Annotated in this window: 16 protein-coding genes; 6 read left to right on the forward strand and 10 right to left on the reverse strand. The window is 57.6% G+C overall.

The features are described from left to right. From VN887_18330 to VN887_18340, 3 genes are all read right to left on the reverse strand, one after another. On the reverse strand, positions 1-461 hold a 461-nt coding region (locus tag VN887_18330), incomplete at its 3' end, for an FG-GAP-like repeat-containing protein (protein ID HXT41972.1). A gap of 288 nt (positions 462-749) precedes the next feature. Beyond that, positions 750-4,340: a PA domain-containing protein gene (locus VN887_18335; GenBank protein ID HXT41973.1), complete on the reverse strand. Its 3,591-nt coding sequence runs from the start codon at positions 4,338-4,340 to the stop codon at positions 750-752. A 634-nt stretch (positions 4,341-4,974) separates the two neighbouring features. Further along, positions 4,975-7,356, reverse strand: a complete 2,382-nt coding sequence (locus VN887_18340; GenBank protein ID HXT41974.1) for an HTTM domain-containing protein — start codon at positions 7,354-7,356, stop codon at positions 4,975-4,977. Between the two features lie 419 nt (positions 7,357-7,775). Between VN887_18340 and VN887_18345 the strand changes: the two genes are divergently transcribed. The 6 genes from VN887_18345 (at position 7,776) to VN887_18370 (ending at position 14,840) form a co-directional block, all read left to right on the forward strand. Next, positions 7,776-10,433, forward strand: a complete 2,658-nt coding sequence (locus VN887_18345) for a PQQ-dependent sugar dehydrogenase (protein HXT41975.1) — start codon at positions 7,776-7,778, stop codon at positions 10,431-10,433. A 69-nt stretch (positions 10,434-10,502) separates the two neighbouring features. Further along, positions 10,503-11,057: a thioredoxin family protein gene (locus tag VN887_18350; protein HXT41976.1), complete on the forward strand. Its 555-nt coding sequence runs from the start codon at positions 10,503-10,505 to the stop codon at positions 11,055-11,057. 8 nt (positions 11,058-11,065) lie between these two features. Further along, positions 11,066-11,971, forward strand: coding sequence for an ROK family protein (locus tag VN887_18355; protein ID HXT41977.1), 906 nt, complete (start codon positions 11,066-11,068; stop codon positions 11,969-11,971). A 205-nt stretch (positions 11,972-12,176) separates the two neighbouring features. Next, a complete protein-coding gene (locus tag VN887_18360) occupies positions 12,177-12,749 on the forward strand; it encodes an SIS domain-containing protein (protein HXT41978.1) in 573 nt (190 codons plus the stop codon). Next, positions 12,746-13,216, forward strand: a complete 471-nt coding sequence (locus VN887_18365; GenBank protein ID HXT41979.1) for a hypothetical protein — start codon at positions 12,746-12,748, stop codon at positions 13,214-13,216. The genes VN887_18360 and VN887_18365 overlap by 4 nt, the downstream gene beginning before the upstream one ends. Positions 13,217-13,292: 76 nt before the next feature. After that, positions 13,293-14,840: an excinuclease ABC subunit UvrC gene (locus VN887_18370; protein HXT41980.1), complete on the forward strand. Its 1,548-nt coding sequence runs from the start codon at positions 13,293-13,295 to the stop codon at positions 14,838-14,840. Positions 14,841-14,864: 24 nt separating this feature from the next. On the opposite strand, the gene VN887_18375 is transcribed toward VN887_18370, so the two are convergent. The 7 genes from VN887_18375 to VN887_18405 all read right to left on the reverse strand — a co-directional run. Then, positions 14,865-15,491, reverse strand: coding sequence for a YceI family protein (locus VN887_18375; protein HXT41981.1), 627 nt, complete (start codon positions 15,489-15,491; stop codon positions 14,865-14,867). 59 nt (positions 15,492-15,550) lie between these two features. After that, on the reverse strand, positions 15,551-16,912 hold the full coding sequence (locus VN887_18380) for a Gfo/Idh/MocA family oxidoreductase (GenBank protein ID HXT41982.1): 1,362 nt from the start codon (positions 16,910-16,912) through the stop codon (positions 15,551-15,553). An 83-nt stretch (positions 16,913-16,995) separates the two neighbouring features. Then, positions 16,996-17,616, reverse strand: coding sequence for a DUF1080 domain-containing protein (locus VN887_18385; protein HXT41983.1), 621 nt, complete (start codon positions 17,614-17,616; stop codon positions 16,996-16,998). A 49-nt stretch (positions 17,617-17,665) separates the two neighbouring features. Next, positions 17,666-18,478: a ThuA domain-containing protein gene (locus VN887_18390; GenBank protein ID HXT41984.1), complete on the reverse strand. Its 813-nt coding sequence runs from the start codon at positions 18,476-18,478 to the stop codon at positions 17,666-17,668. Positions 18,479-18,623: 145 nt separating this feature from the next. Continuing rightward, a complete protein-coding gene (locus VN887_18395) occupies positions 18,624-19,013 on the reverse strand; it encodes an FHA domain-containing protein (protein HXT41985.1) in 390 nt (129 codons plus the stop codon). Further along, positions 19,013-19,699, reverse strand: coding sequence for a polysaccharide biosynthesis/export family protein (locus VN887_18400; GenBank protein HXT41986.1), 687 nt, complete (start codon positions 19,697-19,699; stop codon positions 19,013-19,015). The genes VN887_18395 and VN887_18400 overlap by 1 nt, the downstream gene beginning before the upstream one ends. A 37-nt stretch (positions 19,700-19,736) precedes the next feature. Continuing rightward, a partial coding sequence (locus VN887_18405) for a CpsD/CapB family tyrosine-protein kinase (GenBank protein ID HXT41987.1) occupies positions 19,737-20,325 on the reverse strand: 589 nt, incomplete at its 5' end.

The raw sequence follows: 20,325 nt of genomic DNA on the forward strand, positions 1-20,325 counted from the left end.
CCGCCCACCGAGTTGACGATCAAATCCAGGTCGCCGTCCCCGTCGATGTCCGCAAATGTTGCTCCGGTTGCGTCAAGGCCCGCGCAACCCACACCGGCCTTTTCCGTGACGTCCTCAAACTTCCAGTTGCCCAGATTGCGATAAAGTGCGCTCGGACCGCCCAGATGGCAGAAGAACAGATCACACCTGCCATCCCCGTCCACATCACCCGCCGCCACCCCCGAGCCGTTCAGGTAAATCTGGTTGGTAAGGTAGCGCTCGGCTGTCAACTGGTTCGTGAAGAAAATCCCAGTGTCCACCGGGGACAATTGCGTGAAACCCGTCCGGCCATTCGCAGCGACCTGCATGGGTACGCTTCCAAACCCGCTTCCTGATTCCCGTTCGGCGGGAAAGGCCAGCCCGCTCGTAAGAACGAGGCAACCAACGGCGGCGATGCTGGCAAGTCTGGTGTCGAGTTTCATCCTTGTCGAGATGGGCGGCATTCGTTAGCAGGCAAATTCAACGTCGCATCCAGCGTATAAAGAAGGCCAAACATGATGGCAAGCACCCGGTTTCAAGACCTTGCTTGCCTCTTCAGAATTTAAGCAGCACTCGTGGAGGGTTCGCGATCTTCGAACGTGGGTTCCAGTCGTCTGAAATGGCGCGAACTTGATCCAACCAGACGGTGGACGTCAGTATAGGATATGTGTTCAGAAAAAAAGAGACCGGACTTTCGTCCGGTCCCCTGCTGTCGAATATTCTGTCTGTCTCTACCTCAGCCGGAAGAATTTGTTGCCGCTGGTGGCTCCAGTGATCTGGTAGCTGTTGCCGCCGGGCTGCGGACTCACGTCCGTCCAGTCGCTCGGGTTGCCCGTCAGCGCGGTTGCCTGTTGCAACGTGCCCGTGCCCGTCCATGAAATGGTCACGGTGCTGCCGGAGATCGTCGTCGCGTTGAACTGCGGCGCCGGCGTGAACGTCCGCGCCCGATAAGCCTTCAGTCCACCGTTCGCCGTGTCGTTGACCAGCACTCGCGAGCCGTCGGCCTTCAGGGAGAACCATTCGCAATTCATCCCACCGCCGCCCTGATGGAACAGCAGTCGCATCGGATACAGGCCTGCTTGTGGCACCTGGAAGTTTACGATCGTATCTGTGGCGCCACGACCGTTGTCAAACCCGCCAACAGAGACCGCCGGATCACCCCGAATGGTGCCCGTCACCGCCGTGCCGTTGGTCAGATACGACTTGAGCAAACCGGCCGCCGTCGGGTTCGGTATGATGAAGGACGGAATGGTAACATCCGTCCGGGTGGCACCCGCGTAACCGGAATATCCGGTGTCTGTCGGAGTGTCGATCAAGACTGCGACAGCGCCACGATCCTGCGCATTCTTCACCTTGCCGCCCGTGCTGTTACCAACCAAGTTGGTACCGCCGCGATCCAATAGGGCGATCTTGCCAGTCACGTCGGGATACGGACCCGGATCATTGATTCCACCAGGCGTCAGATAAACGATCGGCGCGGTTATCGGCGCGGCTGCTTGCACTCCCCAATTAATTCTGCCGCCGCCATCCACGCCAGGACGCAAATACATGGCGACGCCCGCGAGCGCCGTATTGGTTGGTCCACTGATGCTGATGGCCGGAGGGGGAGGTCCTTCGGCCACGGTAATGGCGAAGTTGTCATCACTGTTGACGCCCATGCGGTAAAAGCCCGCCGTCGGGAATTCGACATAGGTCTGGACGCCTTCAGCCACGGCTTCGAAAGTCGCACCACCGACGCCACCCGTGATACCCGGTACCGGATCCTCCGGAAAGTCAGGGGCTCGGAAGTTGCCGTCCTCACCACCGCTGCCGTCATTGGCACCGCGGTCCCAGTTGATCCAAGTGCTCACCGCAAACACGTTGTTGCTCAGCCAGCCCGTGCCACCGGCCGCGCTCAGCGTGGCAACGTTCGGACCATACAAGCCGGCAAGCTCTGCTTCCGCGCCCACATTGTTGTTCTCCGTGTCGCCGTTGGCGTTGTTCACCTGATAAGCGCTCACGGTGAATCCGGGTTTGGTGGTATCACCTGACCCAATTGGGCTCGCCAAATTCGCCGGCAACGTGACGTACGGCACCACCACAAATGTCCAGGTGTTCGTTGTCGTCACTCCCCCCGCCGTCCACACCAGCGTCGCGGTGTTGGTTGAACTCGGCGCCAAGAACGGGTTTGCCGGGATGGTCGCGGTGGTCACGCCGCCGGATTTCGCGCCCGTCACCGGTGCGCCGCCGTTCAAGCTTAATGTCGCCGAGGTCACCTGCGTGGTCCCATCGGTCACCTTCGCGACCACTGCAGTATCAGGAGTCACAGCAGCATCGTTGGGCTGGGGATTAACTGAAACGTAGGCCGCCAGGGCCGGGCCACTGTAGTAGGCCTTGATGGTGGAATTCGTCCCAGCAGGGTCGTTGATCAACACCTTGCTCCCGTCCGGATTGACCGTGAACCATTCGCAATTGGCGCCACCACCGCCGTTCTCCCAGATCAGACGGAAAGGATAATCTCCCGCCTGCTGGATGAAGAAATTGAAAAGCGTGTCCGATGAGCCGCGACCGGCGTTAAAATCGCCCAGATCCAGCGCGGAAAACGTATCCTTTGGATTGAGTCCGGTGGTGACTTTGAATCCGTCATCACTGTTGACACCCATCTTGTAAAGACCAGCCGCCGGGAAGTGCAAAAAGGTGACCACTTCCTCCGACAGGTTGTTGTAATCAGCCGCTAAACTAGCAGGACTCGCTGGCGGCGCGCCTGGAACCTCTATCTCTGGATAGCCGTTGTTGTCAGTGAAATTGCCATTCAACGCAGATAGTTCTACTTGATTCCAGTTGACCGGATTCGTAATGGTGTAATATCCGCTGGAGTCAATCGCTTGGCCGTCCAGAATCTGCGTCAGGTTCGCCGTGTTCGCCCCGAGCGAGCCGAACAATTGTTCTTCCGTCCAGATCAGGGTGTTGGGCTGTCCCAGCGCAGTCTGATAAGGCCTGACCTTGAATCCTGGCTTCGTCGTATCAACCCCGGTTACGGCGTATGTAGTCGGCACTGTCTTATACGTCGGGACTGTAAAGCTTCGATTTGTCGCGCCGACCGCAATCCCAAAATTATCCGTGAACGAGACATCAACCGAGTGTACCGAGGCCGAGGGGAGCACTTGCCCGGTTGGCAACTGATAAAGAAGGGTTGTTACGGAGTTACTCTTCGTTACCGAGGTAGGGGTCACCGAATTGCCGTCCAGTTTAAGAGAAATCGGCGCGTTGATGTCCACGGTACTCTGTCCGGAATCGTTGGCGATAACTCTGAAACCATCAGCAGTAGACAGGGGCAATACGCTGCTGACCAGCGCCTTGTCCGAAGGAACTGTCGTGATCTGGATGTTATCTATGCCAGCGAATTCCATTGCCCCACCGGTGCTCGCGCCAAAGATGATGCGACCCGGCCCCGGACCAAAAGTCGTTTGCAAATTGCTCACGATGTTTACGTTTTTCCAGAACACATTCAATAGGCCGGTTTCATCCACCGAGACCTTGAGCGGAACCCAGTTCAGCCTCTTGCCCAGCGCTGGAGGCGCGGTCGTGCCATCGCCATTGTCAGGATTTCCGTAAGCCGGCAGGACCACACCATTAATGGTAACGGTGGCGGCACCCGCATTTGTATCGCCGCCGTTCGAGAACGGGCCGGTGATGAGTGTGGTGGCGTCATTTGCGTAGTCGTGTGCGTCGCCGTCCTGGAACAATACGTCCGGCATGGCGACCTGCGTCTGCTGCGTCCCGTCCACGCGCACGCTGATGCCTCGAACGTCGTTCGGGCCATTACTTCCTCCGACGGGTGCGCTACCAGTCCCCCACGTGTCGAACCCGATGCCAATGCCCGTTTGCGTTCCTTCCTCGGGCAAGTCAATTTCGGCCGCGCCATTGTCCTGGCTGCCTGCCCAGCCATCAGTAGTAGCCCCTCGACCCGGATCCTGGCCTGATTCCACCATCGCAATAATCGGGTCAAAACCCCGCGCGTAGTTGACACTGAAACCATCGGCCGGTGAATTGCCATACCAGTCGCCGCACTTGATCATACATTCGAAAGTGAAGGCTTTGACGACCAAGCCGCCATCGAAGTCCGGAAACAGCACTGCAGCCGTTTGGCCTGTGCTATCAGTAAGCTTGATGTAGCCGCTGTTGGTCACACCGCCTGACGCCTGCCAAATCGCGGTACCGGTGAAAAAAAACTGTCCACCTCCTGTCGGGTCGGTGTTTAAATCAAAAGTCGCCGTGGCGGCATGAGCGGAAGCAGCCAGCAACAGCCCGGCAGCGATGTTTTTGAATAGATGTTTGCGCATACGATGTCCTCTGAGTGTGTTTGGTCTTGCCCCGAAGTTTTCGTGGTGAAATCTATGAAAACTGCATTCTCATAACGAATTGTCAGGCCGTTCAGGGCTGGGAACGCCGCAATTAAGGAACATCCTGGTAAATTTGGCAACAAAAAAATCGGATAACCTCAATGTTTTTTACCCGGCGGTTGCGGCTTCTCTCCGAAGTCTATCGACGACTGGCGCCTCAATGATTGATCTTTGGCGGCGATTTGCCAATGCGCAGTCGTGCCAGTTTATAGAATGAGTCTATGGTGCCCGGACGGAAATGCGTGTAAACGGCGGGCAAGCACGAGTTTTCCGGCTGGAGAAGAGAATTGAGATGCTTCCTTTGGCCGTCCAGGAAACTGACGAGGGACAGGCGTCTTGCCTCGGGAGCGTTGCCACCACTCAATTTAACAGGCCACATGCCGGAAACGTATCTGATCGAACCGAGGCCTCTTTGGCTGGTTCGCTCCGTCACCCGCATCGTTTCGGATTGGGTCGTGCCCCGGCTCGAAGTCCATGATCCATTCCAACCAACACGACCGAATGCCTCGATCGACTCTCCGAAGGAATCGCATCCAACTTCTCCCCGGTTCGAATTCGGAGGAAGGCAACCGCTTCAGCGCACAGGTTTCGTTTCATGATTTACAGTCGAAATGGCGCCCCCGGGAATCCGTGGAGTTTGAAGATTCCTGATCCATTGGTTGTGGCCAAACCACGATTTTGACACTGCAGCAAGGTCGGCGCTCGGATCTACGAGCTCCTGAAACGGTCGGCCGTTCAGCGATACCACCGTCAATGCATGCACCGCTGGCCAGCGTCCGTATTCCGCTTTCCAGAGTTCGGCTACATGTCGCGCATATCGCCTGAGCAGGAATGGCTGCATGCTGATGTGCATGCCCTGGGAGGTCGTCAACTCGGTCAGATAGTTCCACGAGATATAGGGAGAGCGATCCGGTCGGTCTTGCGAATCAAGGATACTGGCTCTCGGGAGGATGGTTTTGGCTTCCAGACCGACACTTCTTGTGTAAAGCACCAGTGGTTCCCCTCCTACGTTGACGTAGGAACGATCTTTTTCACCGCGCGTATAAGTGCCGTTCACCCAGGCTGCGGGGTTTATTTGCCAAAGTTGACCGGAAGTCTTTTTGAACAAGCGGGCATCCTCAATCACCAGGAACGGTGCCGCGGAGGTTGCACCTGTTTCCATCCCGAACGGGTTCATTCGTCTGAAGACAGAAATCATCTGGGCCTGGCCGTCGCGCCCGTAGAATTCTTTGATCGCGGCAAGAACGTCGCCACCAGTCGGCAAATCGTATCCCCGGGACCGCAAGGCTTTCGAATAGGCGCCCAGAATCTGCGAGGGAGAGACGGCGCGATAAATCGCGTCCGGCTGCCGGCCGAATAATTCACGCCAGATCCGCCTGACCTCTTCCATAGATTCCTCCTCGGTTCCGGCGCGGCGAGGACTGGAGGCGGCAAACGGGTTGTAAATCAGGCGTTGCCCGATGGTCACTTCCGAGAGGGCTACAATTTCCGGAAGCCGCGACCAGTCGATCCCGTCGGGTGTAACCGTGCGATAAATCACCCTGTCTCCGTGCCACTCATTCCAGTCGATGCGCCAGCGGCCTCCCGCGTCACGCGAAATGACACTGTTGTCTTCCACCGACAGCTCGCAAGGTCCTGATCGATATACCTCCGCTTTCAACCGCCAGCTGAACCCCAGACCCTCCCAAGTGAACCGCCCGTCACCTCGTATCAAATAATGACGGAGGGGCATCAGCCCCTGCCAGACGAGCCAGACGACGACCAGCGGTGCGACCCGGCGCGCGAGACGAAAGGATTCATTCGCCTCGGCCGGCTGCACGGAGGGCCTCAACTTCCAGCCGAGTGACACACCCACAAGCGGGAACAGGATGCCCCCCACAGCAAACCAGGGCCAATCCGGCTTCGCGAGCCGTGGACGCCGCAACCAACGCCAGAAGCGCTCCGGCCAGTCCGCGTCCAGAAAGATCAATGCGGTCGTAGCGCCCAACAGCGGGAAAAAGCCGATGTCATCGAAGATGATGAAATGGTTTGTCGCATGAAAAATCAACATCAGCACGAAACCAAAGATTCTGGTCCGCCGGAACAGTAGGAGAAACCCGACGCTTAAATCGAAAACTGCCCCGGCATAACTGATGAAATAAACACACTCATTGCTGCGCAAAACACGCTTCAAGAACTCCAAGTGCGCGGGGGACAGGGATGAGCCGTAGTCAGAAATCGCCCGCGCCTTCGAAAGGAAATACCGCACGGGCTCCCCATCCAACAGCCAGTCTGCGTTCACCTTGGCGACACCGGCATAGAAGTAAGAAACCACCAACTGTCCGCGCAACAGCAGGAGCGCCCAATAAGGAACTGTCTTGGGAGGTATTGGACCCTTGGCGAGCCGGGCGTCCATGCTATACCTTCGCGCCGCAGGCATCCAGATCATTAGAAACGTGGTGAGCAATTCGAGATAATGGTGGCTCATCCAGTACGTTCTGGTCGACTCCACCACGTATAGGTATGCCCATGCGAGAAAGACCATTACTGCGGAGGCGCGGTACCACAGACCCGCCGCCATCGCCATGCCCGCGACAACCTGAAGCGCGACGATCACGTGAATCCACTGAGCCGGCAACATGGGAAGCCATTGAAATCCCTCGTACGGAAAGGTGAATTTGACGTTCGGCCCGGTATAAAAAACCTCCAACGGAGTCTTACCGAAAGTACTCGCCGACGGGAAACACAGTGAAATCGCCTCCAAGGTCATCACTACACCGACCGCAATGCGGAAAGCGGCCAGTGAAGCGCCATTGACTGGTCTTGCAAGCAGCGAATTGAATCGCATCCAATAGCTGGGCGGACGAGAAGACACGGCACCCGCTCCTGCGCCAACGGCAATCCGGCCGGCACCCTGAGTTGCCCGTTGAAGACCTGGGGCTCGCCCCGTTTTTTGCCGTCTCCGCTTCTCTTTCATCCGGACAACCCATCACTCAATCCACGTCGCCGACCGTGCTCCTCCTCCGCAATACATTTTGCCTCTGGTTCGAATTGATGGACAGCGTTGAGGTCACGCACGAGGAATGGTTTAGTTGAGTTGCGTTTCAAAGTCCACAGGGGATTGGCGAGCGAGGGCGCTGTGGAACCGCTCCCGGCTGTAAAAGACCTCGATCCGCTCAAAGATCGCAGCTTGCGCCGCTACACGCGGACCGAACTGGCGGCGATGGATTGGAACCAGGAGAACAGGTGACAACCCTGCGTCCTTGCGAGCCAACACGATTAACATCTTATCGCGTTTGGCCTCGAAAGTCTCCCGGACGGCGACAGCACATTTTCACTTTCAGCGAACGCAACTCCTTTGACATGACACGCCGATTTCGGCACCTTTCGGGCGTCATGAGCTCAACCCGATTGAAATCCCTCGGTATCGCCATTTCCCTCGCGTTGAGTCCGGCGGCAATGATTCAGGCTCAGCCGTCGGGATTGAATCAACGAAATCCGAACACTACGCTGCAAATGCCGGCGTCACCGCCACAGTTCGGATACACTGTTTCCAATGCGTTTCCCGGCTTGAGCCTGAGTGTGCCGGTTTGCATTACGTCGCCCCCGGATGAAACCAACCGTCTTTTCATCCTCGAGCAAGGCGGGAACATCGTCGTGATCACAAACCTGGCCGCTCCCACGCGGACCGTGTTCATGAGCCTGCCGGTCATGTCGGACAGCGAGTCCGGTCTGCTTGGGTTGGCGTTCCATCCGGGCTTCGCGACCAACGGTTATTTTTATGTTTTCTACACCCGCAACATCAGCGGCAGCCGCTATCAACGCATCGCCCGGTTCCAAACTTCCCCTCCCGACGCCAACACAGCCTCGGCGGGCACAGAGCTTCCGTTGATCAGCCAGATTGACAGCGCCGGCAATCACAACGGTGGCGATATGCACTTTGGCCCGGATGGATACCTTTACGCGTCGTTGGGTGACGAAGGCGCGCAATACAATGGCAGCCGAAACAGCCAGATGCTCACGAAGAATTATTTTTCCGCGATCCTGCGCATTGACGTGGACAAACGGCCCGGGAATCTCCTTCCGAATCCCCATCCTGCCAATACCACCAATTACTTCGTTCCCGCGGACAATCCTTACGTCGGCCTGACCAATTTCAACGGTCAGACCATCGACCCCGCGAACATCCGCACCGAGTTTTACGCGATTGGTTTTCGCAATCCTTGGCGGATGTCATTCGACAGGACGACAGGGTTCCTCTACGTGGGCGATGTGGGTCAGGACCTCTACGAAGAGGTGGACGTGATCACCAAAGGCGGCAATTACGGGTGGGCCTATTACGAGGGACTTCACCCCGCCGCTTCACTGTACCCAAGCCAGCCCACCATTCTCGCGAATCCTCCCGCGGGTTTGATCGCTCCGATCCAGGAATATCCTCATAGCGGCAACACAAGCTACCAGGGCAACGCGGTCATCGGCGGCGTCGTGTATCGCGGCAGCCGCATTTCACAACTGTACGGCGCCTATGTCTTCAGTGACAACGGCAGCGGCAACGTCTGGGCGTTACGATACGACGGGACCAACACCGTGCCGTTTCAGCGAATTACCGGGGCCTCGAGCCCGTCGGCGCTTGGCACGGATCCGAGTAACGGCGATGTGCTGATTGCGCAACTTGGCAACAACACGATCGGACGGCTCGTTTACAACACGACATCGACGGGCGCACCGCTGCCGCCGACTCTCGCCGACACCGGCGCGTTCAGCGATTTGACCACACTCACCCCCAGCGCCGGCATCGTGCCCTATGACATCAATGTCCCGTTCTGGTCCGACAACGCGATCAAAACGCGCTGGTTTTCCGTGCCCAACACGAATCGGACCATCGGATTCAATCCCGACAGCAACTGGTCGTTTCCCACCGGCTCGGTTTGGATCAAACATTTCGAGCTTGAGCTGACCAACGGCGTGCCGGAATCGCGCAAACGCCTGGAGACCCGTTTCATCGTGCGCAACACGAACGGTGTTTATGGCGTCACCTACCGCTGGGATTCACCGACCAACGCCACACTCGTGCCGGAGGCGGGTTTGGACGAAGCATTCACAATCAGCGACGGCGGCACGCTGCGCACGCAGGTCTGGCATTACCCAAGCCGGTCGGAATGCCTGACCTGCCACACTTCGGTCGGCGGCATGGCGCTTGGCTTTAACACCGCCCAGTTGAACAAAGATTTCGATTACGGAGGCGGACCCGAAAACCAGATCGAAGCGCTGAGCCGAGTCGGCTATTTCACAACTCCGGCCACGAACGTGAACACACTTCGCGTCCTCGCGCACCCGACGAACACCGCTTACAGTGTGGAATACCGCATCCACTCCTACCTCACCGCCAACTGCGCCCAATGCCATCAACCGGGCGGGCCGTCCGTCGCGGCGTGGGACGCGCGCATTTCCACGCCATTGTCGCAGGCGGGCATCATCAATGGAATTCTGAACAACGACGGCGGCGACGCAAATAATCGCGTGGTTGCTCCCGGGTCGTCGCCGCATTCCATGATGCTGACGCGCATTTCCAAACGCGGACCGGGTCAGATGCCACCGCTGGACAGCACGGTGCTCGATACGAATGCGATCGGCCTGTTGAGCGGGTGGATCACGAACGATCTGCCGAATTATCAGAGTTTTGCCGACTGGCAGACTGCGCATTTTGGTTCCACCAACGCCCCGAACGCAGCGGCGGACGCCGACCCCGACACCGACGGCGCAAAGAATCTGCTGGAATACCTCACCGGCACAGATCCTCTTGCCGGAGGCGACGCGTGGAAAATCAACGTGCGACAGTCCGGTGACACGGTGGAAATCTCATTTCCACAACTCGCGAACCGCGGATTTCAAGTCGAGTGGACGCCGGGTCTCACCGCGCCGATTGCGTGGCAACCTCTGGATGTTCCGTCCAATCGTCCTTTCTTTTCGCTGACGAATTTCACCGCATCCGTCGGCGACACCATCACCAACTCGCCTTTCAAGTTTTACCGCGTGCGCGTGTTCGAGCCGTAGCGCACTCGAGGCTCGACAGTTCGGCGGGTGGTGTTTGAAATCTGGCGCACGGCAAAGACTGCTTCCACCATGTTGGCACTTGGCACACCTGCGCCAGACTTCCTGCTGCCGGACACGAACGGAAAACTCGTTTCATTGGCCGACCTGAAAGACGCGCCCGCGTTACTGGTGATTTTCATGTGCAATCATTGCCCCTACGTGAAACACATCCGGCATGAACTGGCGGACCTCGCCGACGAATACCGGAAACGGGGCGCAGCAGTTGTCGGCATCAATTCCAATGACGCGGTCAACTATCCCGATGACAGCCCGGCGAAGATGGCCGCGGAAGTGCGGGAGATTGGCTACACGTTTCCTTATCTCTTCGACGCGGCCCAGACCGTGGCCCGGGCGTACCGCGCCGCCTGCACGCCCGACATCTTCGTTTTCGACAAGGATCAGGAGCTGGTTTACCGCGGCCAGTTCGACGACAGCCGTCCCGGCAACGGCATTCCGGCAACCGGAAAGGACTTGCGAGACGCGCTCGATGCCGTGCTCGCCAGCAAACCCGTTCCCTCAAAACAGAAACCCAGCATCGGCTGCAACATCAAGTGGAAGCCGGGCAACGAACCGGAGTACTTCTGAAGTCTTTTTTGGGTATTGAAATCGGCGGCACGAAACTGCAGATCGTCGTCGGCGATGCATCCGCGAGGATCGTCCAGCGACGTCGTCTTGCTGTGGATCGGGTCAAAGGGAGCGCGGGTATTCGCGAGCAAATCGAGGCCACACTGCCCGGATTGATTCCCACCGCCAGACCGTCGGCCGTCGGCGTCGGTTTCGGCGGGCCGGTGGATTGGAAAGCCGGCCGGATTTGTCGCTCGCACCAGATCGAAGGCTGGGCCGATTTCGAGCTCGGCGATTGGCTGCACTCGCTGACCGGACTGCCGGTGTGCGTGGAAAACGACGCGAACACTGGGACGCTCGGCGAAGCACTCCACGGCGCGGGCGCGGGCTTCAACCCGGTTTTTTACGTCACGCTCGGCAGCGGTGTCGGCGGAGGGCTGGTCGTGAACGGAAAAGTTTATCATGGCGCGAAACCGGGCGAAGCGGAAATCGGCCATGTTCGCCTGGATCGCGAGGGAACCATCGTCGAACAACGGTGCTCCGGCTGGGCCGTGGACGCCAAAATCCGCCAGCTCAAAACGACCGCACCGGACAGCCTGCTGGTCAAACTCATCGGCAACTCGACCGGCGGCGAAGCCAGGCATCTCTCGTCCGCATTGCAGCAAGGTGACGCAGCCGCCAAACGCATCTTGAACGAGACCTCGGAAGACCTCGCCTTCGGTCTGTCGCACGTCGTGCATTTGTTTCATCCGGAAGTCATCGTGCTTGGCGGCGGGCTTTCGCAAGTCGGCGAGCGGCTGCGCGCATCGGTTGAAAGCGCTCTCGCCGCATTCACCATGGAAGTATTCGCGCCCGGCCCAAAGGTTCATCTGGCAAAGCTGGGGGAAGACGCAGTACCGGTGGGCGCTTTGGAACTCGCCAGACGATCGGATTAACCGCGACTGTTTGGCCACGCTGACGAGGGGGAGGGTTGGCACTACCGCCGCGTGAGGGCACGCGGCCTACAAAAGCGGACGAAAACGGTAGGCCCGGAGTCCTCATCGGACACTCGCTTCTCTTGGCCGCTCAAACGCGACGGAGTGTCCACACCGCGCAAGCTAAAGCTTGCGGCTGCACCTTTCGGCTGGATAATTGCCACGGATGAAAGATTGGATTTCCAACTACCTGAAGGCCCAAAAAGCCGCGCACGATTCCATTCCGGTGGACGCGGTCGCGAAGCTCGTCGAAACGTTTGAACAGGCGCTCAAAGACGACCGGCAAATCTTTGTTTTCGGCAATGGCGGCAGCGCGGCCAACGCCTCGCACTTTGCCACCGACCTCGGCAAAGGATCGTCCGACAAACTCGGCAAACGCTTTCGTGTCCTGTCGCTCAATGACAACGTGAGCTGGATTACCGCGTTGGGCAATGACTACGCCTACGAGGATGTCTTCGTTCGGCAACTGATGAACTACGGCATGGCGGGTGACCTGGTGATGACCATGAGCGTGAGCGGGAGTTCGCCGAACATCGTAAAAGCGGTCGAGTGGGCGAAGAAAAATGGGCTGCACACCGTCGCGCTCGTGGGCGGCAAGCGCGGCCGGCTCGCGGAACTGGCCGACCAAACCATCGTCATCAACGACACGCATTATGGCCGTGTGGAAGACGCGCACATGGGCATCTGCCATTTGATTTGCTACGCGTTTATGGAAAAGCCGGAGTTGGGCATCGTATGACCCTAACGCCGAATTATCTGCTGGCCTTCGTCAAGACCTTCCTTTGGTTTTTCGCATTTATCGCGGTTTCTTCAGGTGTTGTTGCGTATCTCCAAGGTAACGAAGTTCGAGTCGGTAACATCCTCGCGTTGGCAACACTCGGAGGCACACTTTTCGGCATTTTTGTAACCGCCATTTTTACACCGCGAGAAATTACATGGGACGACGAAACGATTAAGATCCGAGCAATATTTCCCCGATCAGGAGATTTTGAGTGGCGACAACTTGAAGCATGGAGTCCATACGGGCGAGGCACGCTTTTAATTAAGTTCAACGATGGGCAGGCGTTCCAAATCGCACCGGCCGGGTTTGGTTCAAAGGATTGGAAGGTTTTTCGATCCATGCTTCAGCAGCGTTTTCCAGAAAAGAAGACATTGATTTGGATTGGAGTCAGACCCGTCCGTTTCAGAAAGAAAGATGGTACCTAACCAACACAGAGACGGGCTAGAAGCTGATTCAGGAAAATCTCTTTGCGCCTTTGCGCCTTTGCGTTGAAATTCCGCCGTGCCCGCGACGGAACACATTCGCAAAAAACTGAACGATCTACCCCACAAGCCGGGCGTTTACCTGATGAAGGACCGGTTTGGGACGGTGATTTACGTCGGCAAGGCGCGCGATTTGCGCAAGCGCGTGAACCAGTATTTCCATCCGTCACGGCGGATGGGCTGGGACCTGAAGTTCAACGCGCTGGTCGAGGCGATCCACGATCTCGACACGCACGTCGTCCGCAGCGAGCCGGAGGCGGTGTTGCTCGAAGGCAAGCTCATCAAGGAATTTCATCCGCGTTACAACGTCAGCTTCCGCGACGACAAACGGTTCCTGCTGCTCAAGGTCAACCTCAATGACCCGATCCCACGCTTCACACTGACGCGCCTCAAGACGGACGATGGCGCGCGTTACTTCGGTCCGTTCGCCAGTTCGGGCGCATTGCGGCGCACTCTCAACCTTGTCCGCCACAAATTCAACCTGCGCGGCTGCCGTCCTTTGACGCCAACTGAGGCCGACTACAAGCATTGCCTCTATGCGCACTTGAAGGTTTGCACCGCGCCGTGCATCGGCAATGTGGCGCGCGACCAGTATCTGCTGCAGGTGCTGGCCGCGTGCGAATTTCTCGACGGCCAGGGCAGGGAGATGCAAGACCAGATCGAGGTAGAAATGAAAAAAGCCGCCGAGGCGCAGGACTTCGAAAAGGCCGCGCAGTTGCGCGACATGCTGCTGGACCTGCGGCGCACGACCAAAAAGACCGAAAAGTTCGAGCGCATTCCCTACAAACTGCCGATTGCCATCGAACCGGAGCGCGACCTGACCGAGCTGGGAAAAGCTTTGAATCTGCCTTCGCCGCCAAAGCGCATCGAGGGGTTCGACATCTCGAACATCAGCGACACGTTCGCAGTCGCCTCGATGGTCAGTTTCAGAAACGGCCGGCCCGACCGCGCAAATTATCGCCGGTTCAGAATGAAGACGGTCGTCGGACAGGACGACTTCGCCTGCATGGCGGAAACGGTGCGCCGCCGTTACACGCGGTTGAAGAACGAAGCCGGAGATGGACAGTCCGGTAAATGGTCGAATGTGCCCGACCTGATTCTGATCGATGGCGGCAAAGGACAGCTCAACGCGGCGTGCGAGGAACTGGCCAGGCTCGGCCTGGGGAACATCGCGGTCATCGGTCTGGCGAAGGAGTTTGAGGAGATTTACCGGCCCGGCGAAAGCGAACCTTTGCGTTTAAATCATGACACGGGCGCGTTGAAACTGTTGCAGCGCGTGCGCGATGAATCACATCGCTTTGCCAACACCTACAACGCGCAACTGCGTCTGAAGAAAATTTCGGAGAGCATCCTCGACGAATTCCCCGGCATCGGCGGGCAACGCAAGGCGGCGTTGCTCAAAGAATTCGGCTCGGTGCACCGGTTGCGGCTGGCTTCGGTGGAGGAGATTGCACGGGTGTCGGGTTTTGGCGGAAAGGCGGCGTCAGAGTTGAAGACATTTTTGGAGGCGCGCGGCGGTTTGTCGCAGTCCGGCGCCCTTCCGAAGGATCAGGAAAAAATCCGGTAGCCGGGCGCGCCTGCGCCACCAGCCCTATTTCGCGGGCAGTTCCTTCCTAACGGTCAGCCACTCGAAGGTGAGTTTGACGTCATCGCCAGTGGACAGAATGCCGACGAGCGTGGGTGGCTGGATGCCAAAGCTGGTCATCTTCACCGAAGTGGAGCCGCTGAATTTGAGTTTATCGTCATCCACGCGGGTCATGGTCACGGGCATGGAGATCTTGTTGGTGACGCCGGCGACGACAAGTTCACCCGTTGAATCAAACAGAAAAGGCCCCTCGGGACTCTTCGGCGTCTCTTTGAGTGTCATTTCCGTGAGGCGATAGTCAATTCGACGATGGTCTTTTTCCTTCATCGCATCGTACATGACCGTGTCCATCTTCGTCTTGTCGCTTTTCAACTGGCGCACGGGAATGAGCACGGCAACCCGGGCGTTCACCTTGCCCGGCCTGGCATTGTCAAAACTGAAGCCCGGGTCGAATTCGACAAAGCCGCCGATCAATTTGCTCTCCACCGACCAGTCATGCACGGTGGAGGTGCCCTCCACCTTCACCTTGCCGCCGCCAGGTTGAGCGGTATACCGAACCCAGTTGTCCGCGCCACGCAATGAGGCGCCGTGCCAGGCAAGCACTCCGACAAACAGAAGACAGATCGTTTTCATGAGACTTTTTCCGGTTTACGTTCGCCACCCCGCCATGCGGCATTTTGACTCGATCCCGTTCAAGCCAATTCAAACCATTCCTTCGGCAACGCCAGCTTGCTCCCCTTGGCGACGGCTTCACTGGCCTTGATCGCCAGGACCGTGGCCTCGAAGCCTTCCTGATAATTCGCCGTCGGCTGTAATTTGACTTCCGAAAGATATTTTTCGAGCGCCGATTTGTCGCCCGTGCCAAAGTTGGCGGTAAAGTCCTCCACGGCCGAGCCGACGGCATTCACGTTTGTGAGGAAGGATTCGAGCGCGTAATAAAGCGGTTTGGTGGTGTAAGAAGCCTCATCGGTGGCCTTTTCCGTCAGGTTCGTCAGCTTCGTGGCGTTTGCGATCAACGCGATGCCAGTCTCTTTGTAGAACTGGTCCTTGCGGGCGTACACTTCCCAGCCGAGCAGCGGTGAATCCACTTCTTTGAACATCCACGCCTTGTTGCCGCGCATCATGATGGCAGCGTCGGTTCCGTAAAGGATTTCGTAATCCGCATCAAAGGAATTGGCCAGCGTACTCTCGAACGTGAGGCGCGCGCCCCCGGGATACTCGAAGACGGCTTCGACGGTGTCCGCCACGTCGCGCCCGTCCTTCCATTGCATGATCGAACCGAAGCCGGTGACGGAAGTCGGGCGCCCGTTCAGGAACCACGACATCGCGTCAATCTGATGAATGCCGATTTCTCCCACCAACCCGAGTGAGGTGTCCTTGCTCAACCGCCAGTTCAACTCGCGTTCCCGGTCAGGGTTGGGCGAAGTCATTCGCCAGCTTTGCTTCTTGTGCCATTGCGCGTGGGCCATGACCGCCTTGCCGGACGCACCCGCGCGGATGAAATCCAGGAGGAATCGCCGCTGCGAGTCCGCGCGCATCTGAAGGCCCGCCTGAAAAACCTGCTTGTTTGCGGCTTTGCCCGCAAGCGCGATTGCCCTGGCGTCCTCAATGTTGTTCGCCAGCGGCGCTTCACAATAGACGTGCTTTCCCGCCTGCAACGCAGCGATGGCGATTTCACGGTGCTGGTGGGTCGGAGTGGCGACGATGACCGCCTGGACCTCCTTGTCCTCCAGCATTTTCCTGTAATCATCGAAGTCTTTCGCGGTAGGCGCGGAGTTTCTGGCGCGTTTGACGGAGGCCGGGTACGTGTCGCAAATCGCAGCGACCTGGGCCGTTTTCAACCGTGACAATGTCGCGATGATTTCGCGGCCCCAGGTTCCCAGACCGATCACGCCGCATTTGACCTGGAACGGCACGAGCGTTTCGACATCGGCGGCGTGAGCCGGAGAGCGGCCGATCAGCTCCACGCCCCCGAGCACGGTCATCAAGGTTGCAAAAGAGCCGCCTTTGAGAAAATCACGACGGTTCAGTTCGGCAGTTTCGTTGCTGTTCATACGACCATTTTTAAACGGCGCCTTCGCGAAACACAAAACTAATCAATAAAGCCAGCGATGATCGCGGGGCACTGACTGTCGGGTCATTTGAGGTTTTTGGGCAGTTCTTTGATGCGAATATTGCGAAAGGTGACCGAACCATGATCGCCCTGGAGAAAAATCGGTCCGGGTTCGTTCACTCTGTCGTCAATCTCACTGCCAGTGGCACGATCGCAGGCGACGGCGTCATGAATCTTCACACCGTTCAGAATAACGGTAATCTTGTCGCCTACGATCGTCGCCTCGACGGTGTTCCATTCTCCGGCCGGTTTGGATACAAATCGGTCGGGCGCTTTGAAGTTGTAGATGGCGCCGTTTCCACCGGGCGCCGGTTTGCCGGTGGCATGATCGTCAAGGATCTGGATTTCATGCCGGCCGCGCATGTAAAAGCCGCTGTTGGCGCCTTTCGGTATTCTGTATTCGTAGCGAACGGTGAAGTTCCAGAACATGTCTTCGGTGACGAGATCAGTTCCATGCTCGCCACGACTGACAGTGTTGACCAACAGGCCGTCATGGACGCTCCAGCTCTGAGGCCCATCCGGGCGGCGAAGTTTCCACCCGGCAAGGTCCCTGCCATTGAACAACGGACGGAACCCCGCGTCATCAGCATGGCCGATCAACCCGACTCCGAGCAGGGCGAGTATCGTCAGCGTGATGGTTCTCATGGTCCCGGATTTCGCCTGCAACAATGCCGATGAGAGCGTACGCTGAGTTCTACTTCGTTTGTGGCTTCGCATCACCCTTTTCCAGGCCGAGTGCCCACTTGATGCCGCCAAGGATGTGCTTTTGATAAGCTTCGCTGACCTCGCGCGTGTTCTCGCGTTTGCCATTCTTATCCGCCCAACCGGGGTCCCAGACATCTTCGCGGTGGCCCAGCTCAGTGTAGAAGACCCGTCCCTTGCCAAACATTTTGCACCAGGAGATCGGGTAATCGCCCGGCGTCTTATCATTCGGGTGCGCATCCAACGCCAGGAGTCCGTGGACCTGATCACGGTGAAAGTTTTTTTGGATGTAAATCTCGTCAAAAACGGTGAACGTCGCGCCGAGATCACGGGTCGCGGGATGTTTTCGGTCCTGGTTGATGCAATTGACCCGGACCTGGGCGTGGTGTTCCTTGAACTCACCGCCGAGCATTTCCACGTAGGGTGGAAAACTGTGGAACGTGTCGCTCCCGGAGTGCATGGCCACGAATGCCTTGCCGGATTTTACCCAGTCAATAAACGCCTGTTTGTCCGGCAAAGGCAGGTCACCCGTGGTGTTGGCAAAAATGGCGCCGTCATACTGCTTGAGGGCCGTGGGCGTCATCTTTTCGGCCATGTCCTGGTCGTTGCGGACATAGTCCACCGTAAAGGCGCCGCTCTTCTGGCCGAGTTCACCCAGGACCTTTTCCGCCGTCGGGATGGAACTATGTCGAAAACCCTTGGTGACGGTAACAACAAGGAGCTTTTTGGGGGCCGCTTGCGCCGAAATTGCAACCGCGCAGCACAGCCCCAACAGGCTCGCGCCCGAATTCCAAAAAAGTTTCATTTTCATAGATTTGATAATCGGCCAGGTTTTTTTCGCCCTCTTATCAGTGGTGTGCCTGAAGGGGACGCAGTTTATTTAGCGTGAATTCACACCGGGTCAAGGATTCTTTCAGAACGGATCAGCCTGCAACGGGACCCTCGCCGCTTCATGGAAGGAGCCGATAGATCAAGGCGATCTGTCCGGCGCACAACACAACCAACGCTGCCCAAGTGAGGAACTCGCGCATCCACAAACCCAATTGGCGGGTTTCACCCAGCCAGAACCGGATCTTTACGGCGCCAATCCCGATGACGTCGCCATTCCGCAAAATGGCCTGTTGAACCGATTGATCATTGACGGCGGCCCGCGCCTGCGAATGAACCTTCAAGGCAAATCCGTCGGGCATCTGCAAATCCAGTTCCAGATGCCGGTCCCACACGCCTCCTTCTTCCAACCTGAGGTCCGATGAAGTGTCGCGACCAACGACAAAAGGAAAATGGCGGGCCACCGCGATGGTGCCCGCCTGTTTGCCGGAAAGCACTTCGAACTGGACCATTAAAGGATGCGGATCGGAACGATCACCTGATCACCTGGATAGACTGGCAGGTCGAGTTTTGGGTTCTTGAGCGCCTTGTCGTAATTCACTGTTTCCGTTTTTCCGTTGGTGCGAATGACCTTGACCTTTTTACGATTGGCAAACGGGGTGAAATCACCGGCCGCCTGGATGGCCTTCATTACCGTCACCTCGCCGCTGTAAATATATCGGTTGGCGTTCTTGACCTCGCCCCCGACATAAAACCATCGCTCTTCGATCAAGACTGTCACCGTCAACGCACGCGTAAAATAAGCCGGAACGTAAAGACTCTGTAAATCCTCCTGCAGTTTTCCGACAGTTTTTCCGGCGGCCAGCACGCGCCCCAAAAGCGGAGGGCTGATATACCCGTCCTCGCGCACCTTTTCCTCATGCTTCGGCGGGGGCGAGGGAATGCCGGAAAAAATGATCGTCAGCTTGACGCCGGGTTGGATCCAGTCTGCAGTTTGGGTGGACGATGCGACCGAGTTCGTTGACACGGTGTTCGTCGAGACTGAAACCGGCACACTCCCGGTTGCTGGCGCAGCGTTGGTGGATTGAGCTTCGGGAAACGTGTATTGAGGAGTTCCGCACCCGGCGCACAGGGCGAACACGAGGGACGCAAGCGCCGAATAAAGACACTGAACGCCGATTCTAATTGACGAATTCATCGCGGAAAATCCTTAACAGGGCGGCCCCGAACGACAATCAATATTTTTGCTTCAGGTCAAGCTGGGCACGGTCGCCCGCGGGCTTTTTCTTTTCGCCGTTCTTCTTGGCCGGTGCGTCTTCCTCGCGCTTGGCGTAATAATCGTAATAGTAACCGCTGTAGTAGTAATAGTACGAATCCTGCGAGATGTTGATGTTGTTCAGCACCACACCGAGCAGATTGCCACCCACCTTTTCAACCATTTGTTTGGCTCGGAGTGTCATCGCCTGCGGGTACTTGCGGTACTGGATCACCAGCACAGCCAGATCCACTTCGCTCGCGAGAACCGACGCGTCGCTTACGCCCATGATCGGCGGCGAATCGAAAAAGACGAAATCATAGCGCCGTTTGGCCTCCTGAATAAAGTCCTTCATTTGCGTGGAATTCAGGATGCCCAGCGAGCTGCTCGGCAATTTGCCGCTCGGCAGGAAGTCCAGGGTCGGAATGCCCGTGGTTTGCACCACCTGTTCGAGCGTGCTCTGCCGCAGCAGATAACTCGTCAGGCCGGAGGAATTGGAAACGTTCAACAATTTGTGCAGGCTCGGGCGGCGCAGGTCGGAATCCACGAGCAGCACGCGCTGACCGTTC

This window comes from Candidatus Angelobacter sp. (assembly GCA_035607015.1).
GTDB lineage: Bacteria > Verrucomicrobiota > Verrucomicrobiia > Limisphaerales > AV2 > AV2.

Coding starts and splice junctions, on each gene's coding strand:
- VN887_18390 (HXT41984.1), bottom strand. CDS start 18,478: ATGAAACTTTTTTGGAATTCGGGCGCGAGCCTGTTGGGGCTGTGCTGC.
- VN887_18395 (HXT41985.1), bottom strand. CDS start 19,013: ATGGTCCAGTTCGAAGTGCTTTCCGGCAAACAGGCGGGCACCATCGCG.
- VN887_18365 (HXT41979.1), top strand. CDS start 12,746: ATGACCCTAACGCCGAATTATCTGCTGGCCTTCGTCAAGACCTTCCTT.
- VN887_18345 (HXT41975.1), top strand. CDS start 7,776: ATGAGCTCAACCCGATTGAAATCCCTCGGTATCGCCATTTCCCTCGCG.
- VN887_18340 (HXT41974.1), bottom strand. CDS start 7,356: ATGAAAGAGAAGCGGAGACGGCAAAAAACGGGGCGAGCCCCAGGTCTT.
- VN887_18385 (HXT41983.1), bottom strand. CDS start 17,616: ATGAGAACCATCACGCTGACGATACTCGCCCTGCTCGGAGTCGGGTTG.
- VN887_18360 (HXT41978.1), top strand. CDS start 12,177: ATGAAAGATTGGATTTCCAACTACCTGAAGGCCCAAAAAGCCGCGCAC.
- VN887_18400 (HXT41986.1), bottom strand. CDS start 19,699: ATGAATTCGTCAATTAGAATCGGCGTTCAGTGTCTTTATTCGGCGCTT.
- VN887_18335 (HXT41973.1), bottom strand. CDS start 4,340: ATGCGCAAACATCTATTCAAAAACATCGCTGCCGGGCTGTTGCTGGCT.
- VN887_18350 (HXT41976.1), top strand. CDS start 10,503: ATGTTGGCACTTGGCACACCTGCGCCAGACTTCCTGCTGCCGGACACG.
- VN887_18380 (HXT41982.1), bottom strand. CDS start 16,912: ATGAACAGCAACGAAACTGCCGAACTGAACCGTCGTGATTTTCTCAAA.
- VN887_18375 (HXT41981.1), bottom strand. CDS start 15,491: ATGAAAACGATCTGTCTTCTGTTTGTCGGAGTGCTTGCCTGGCACGGC.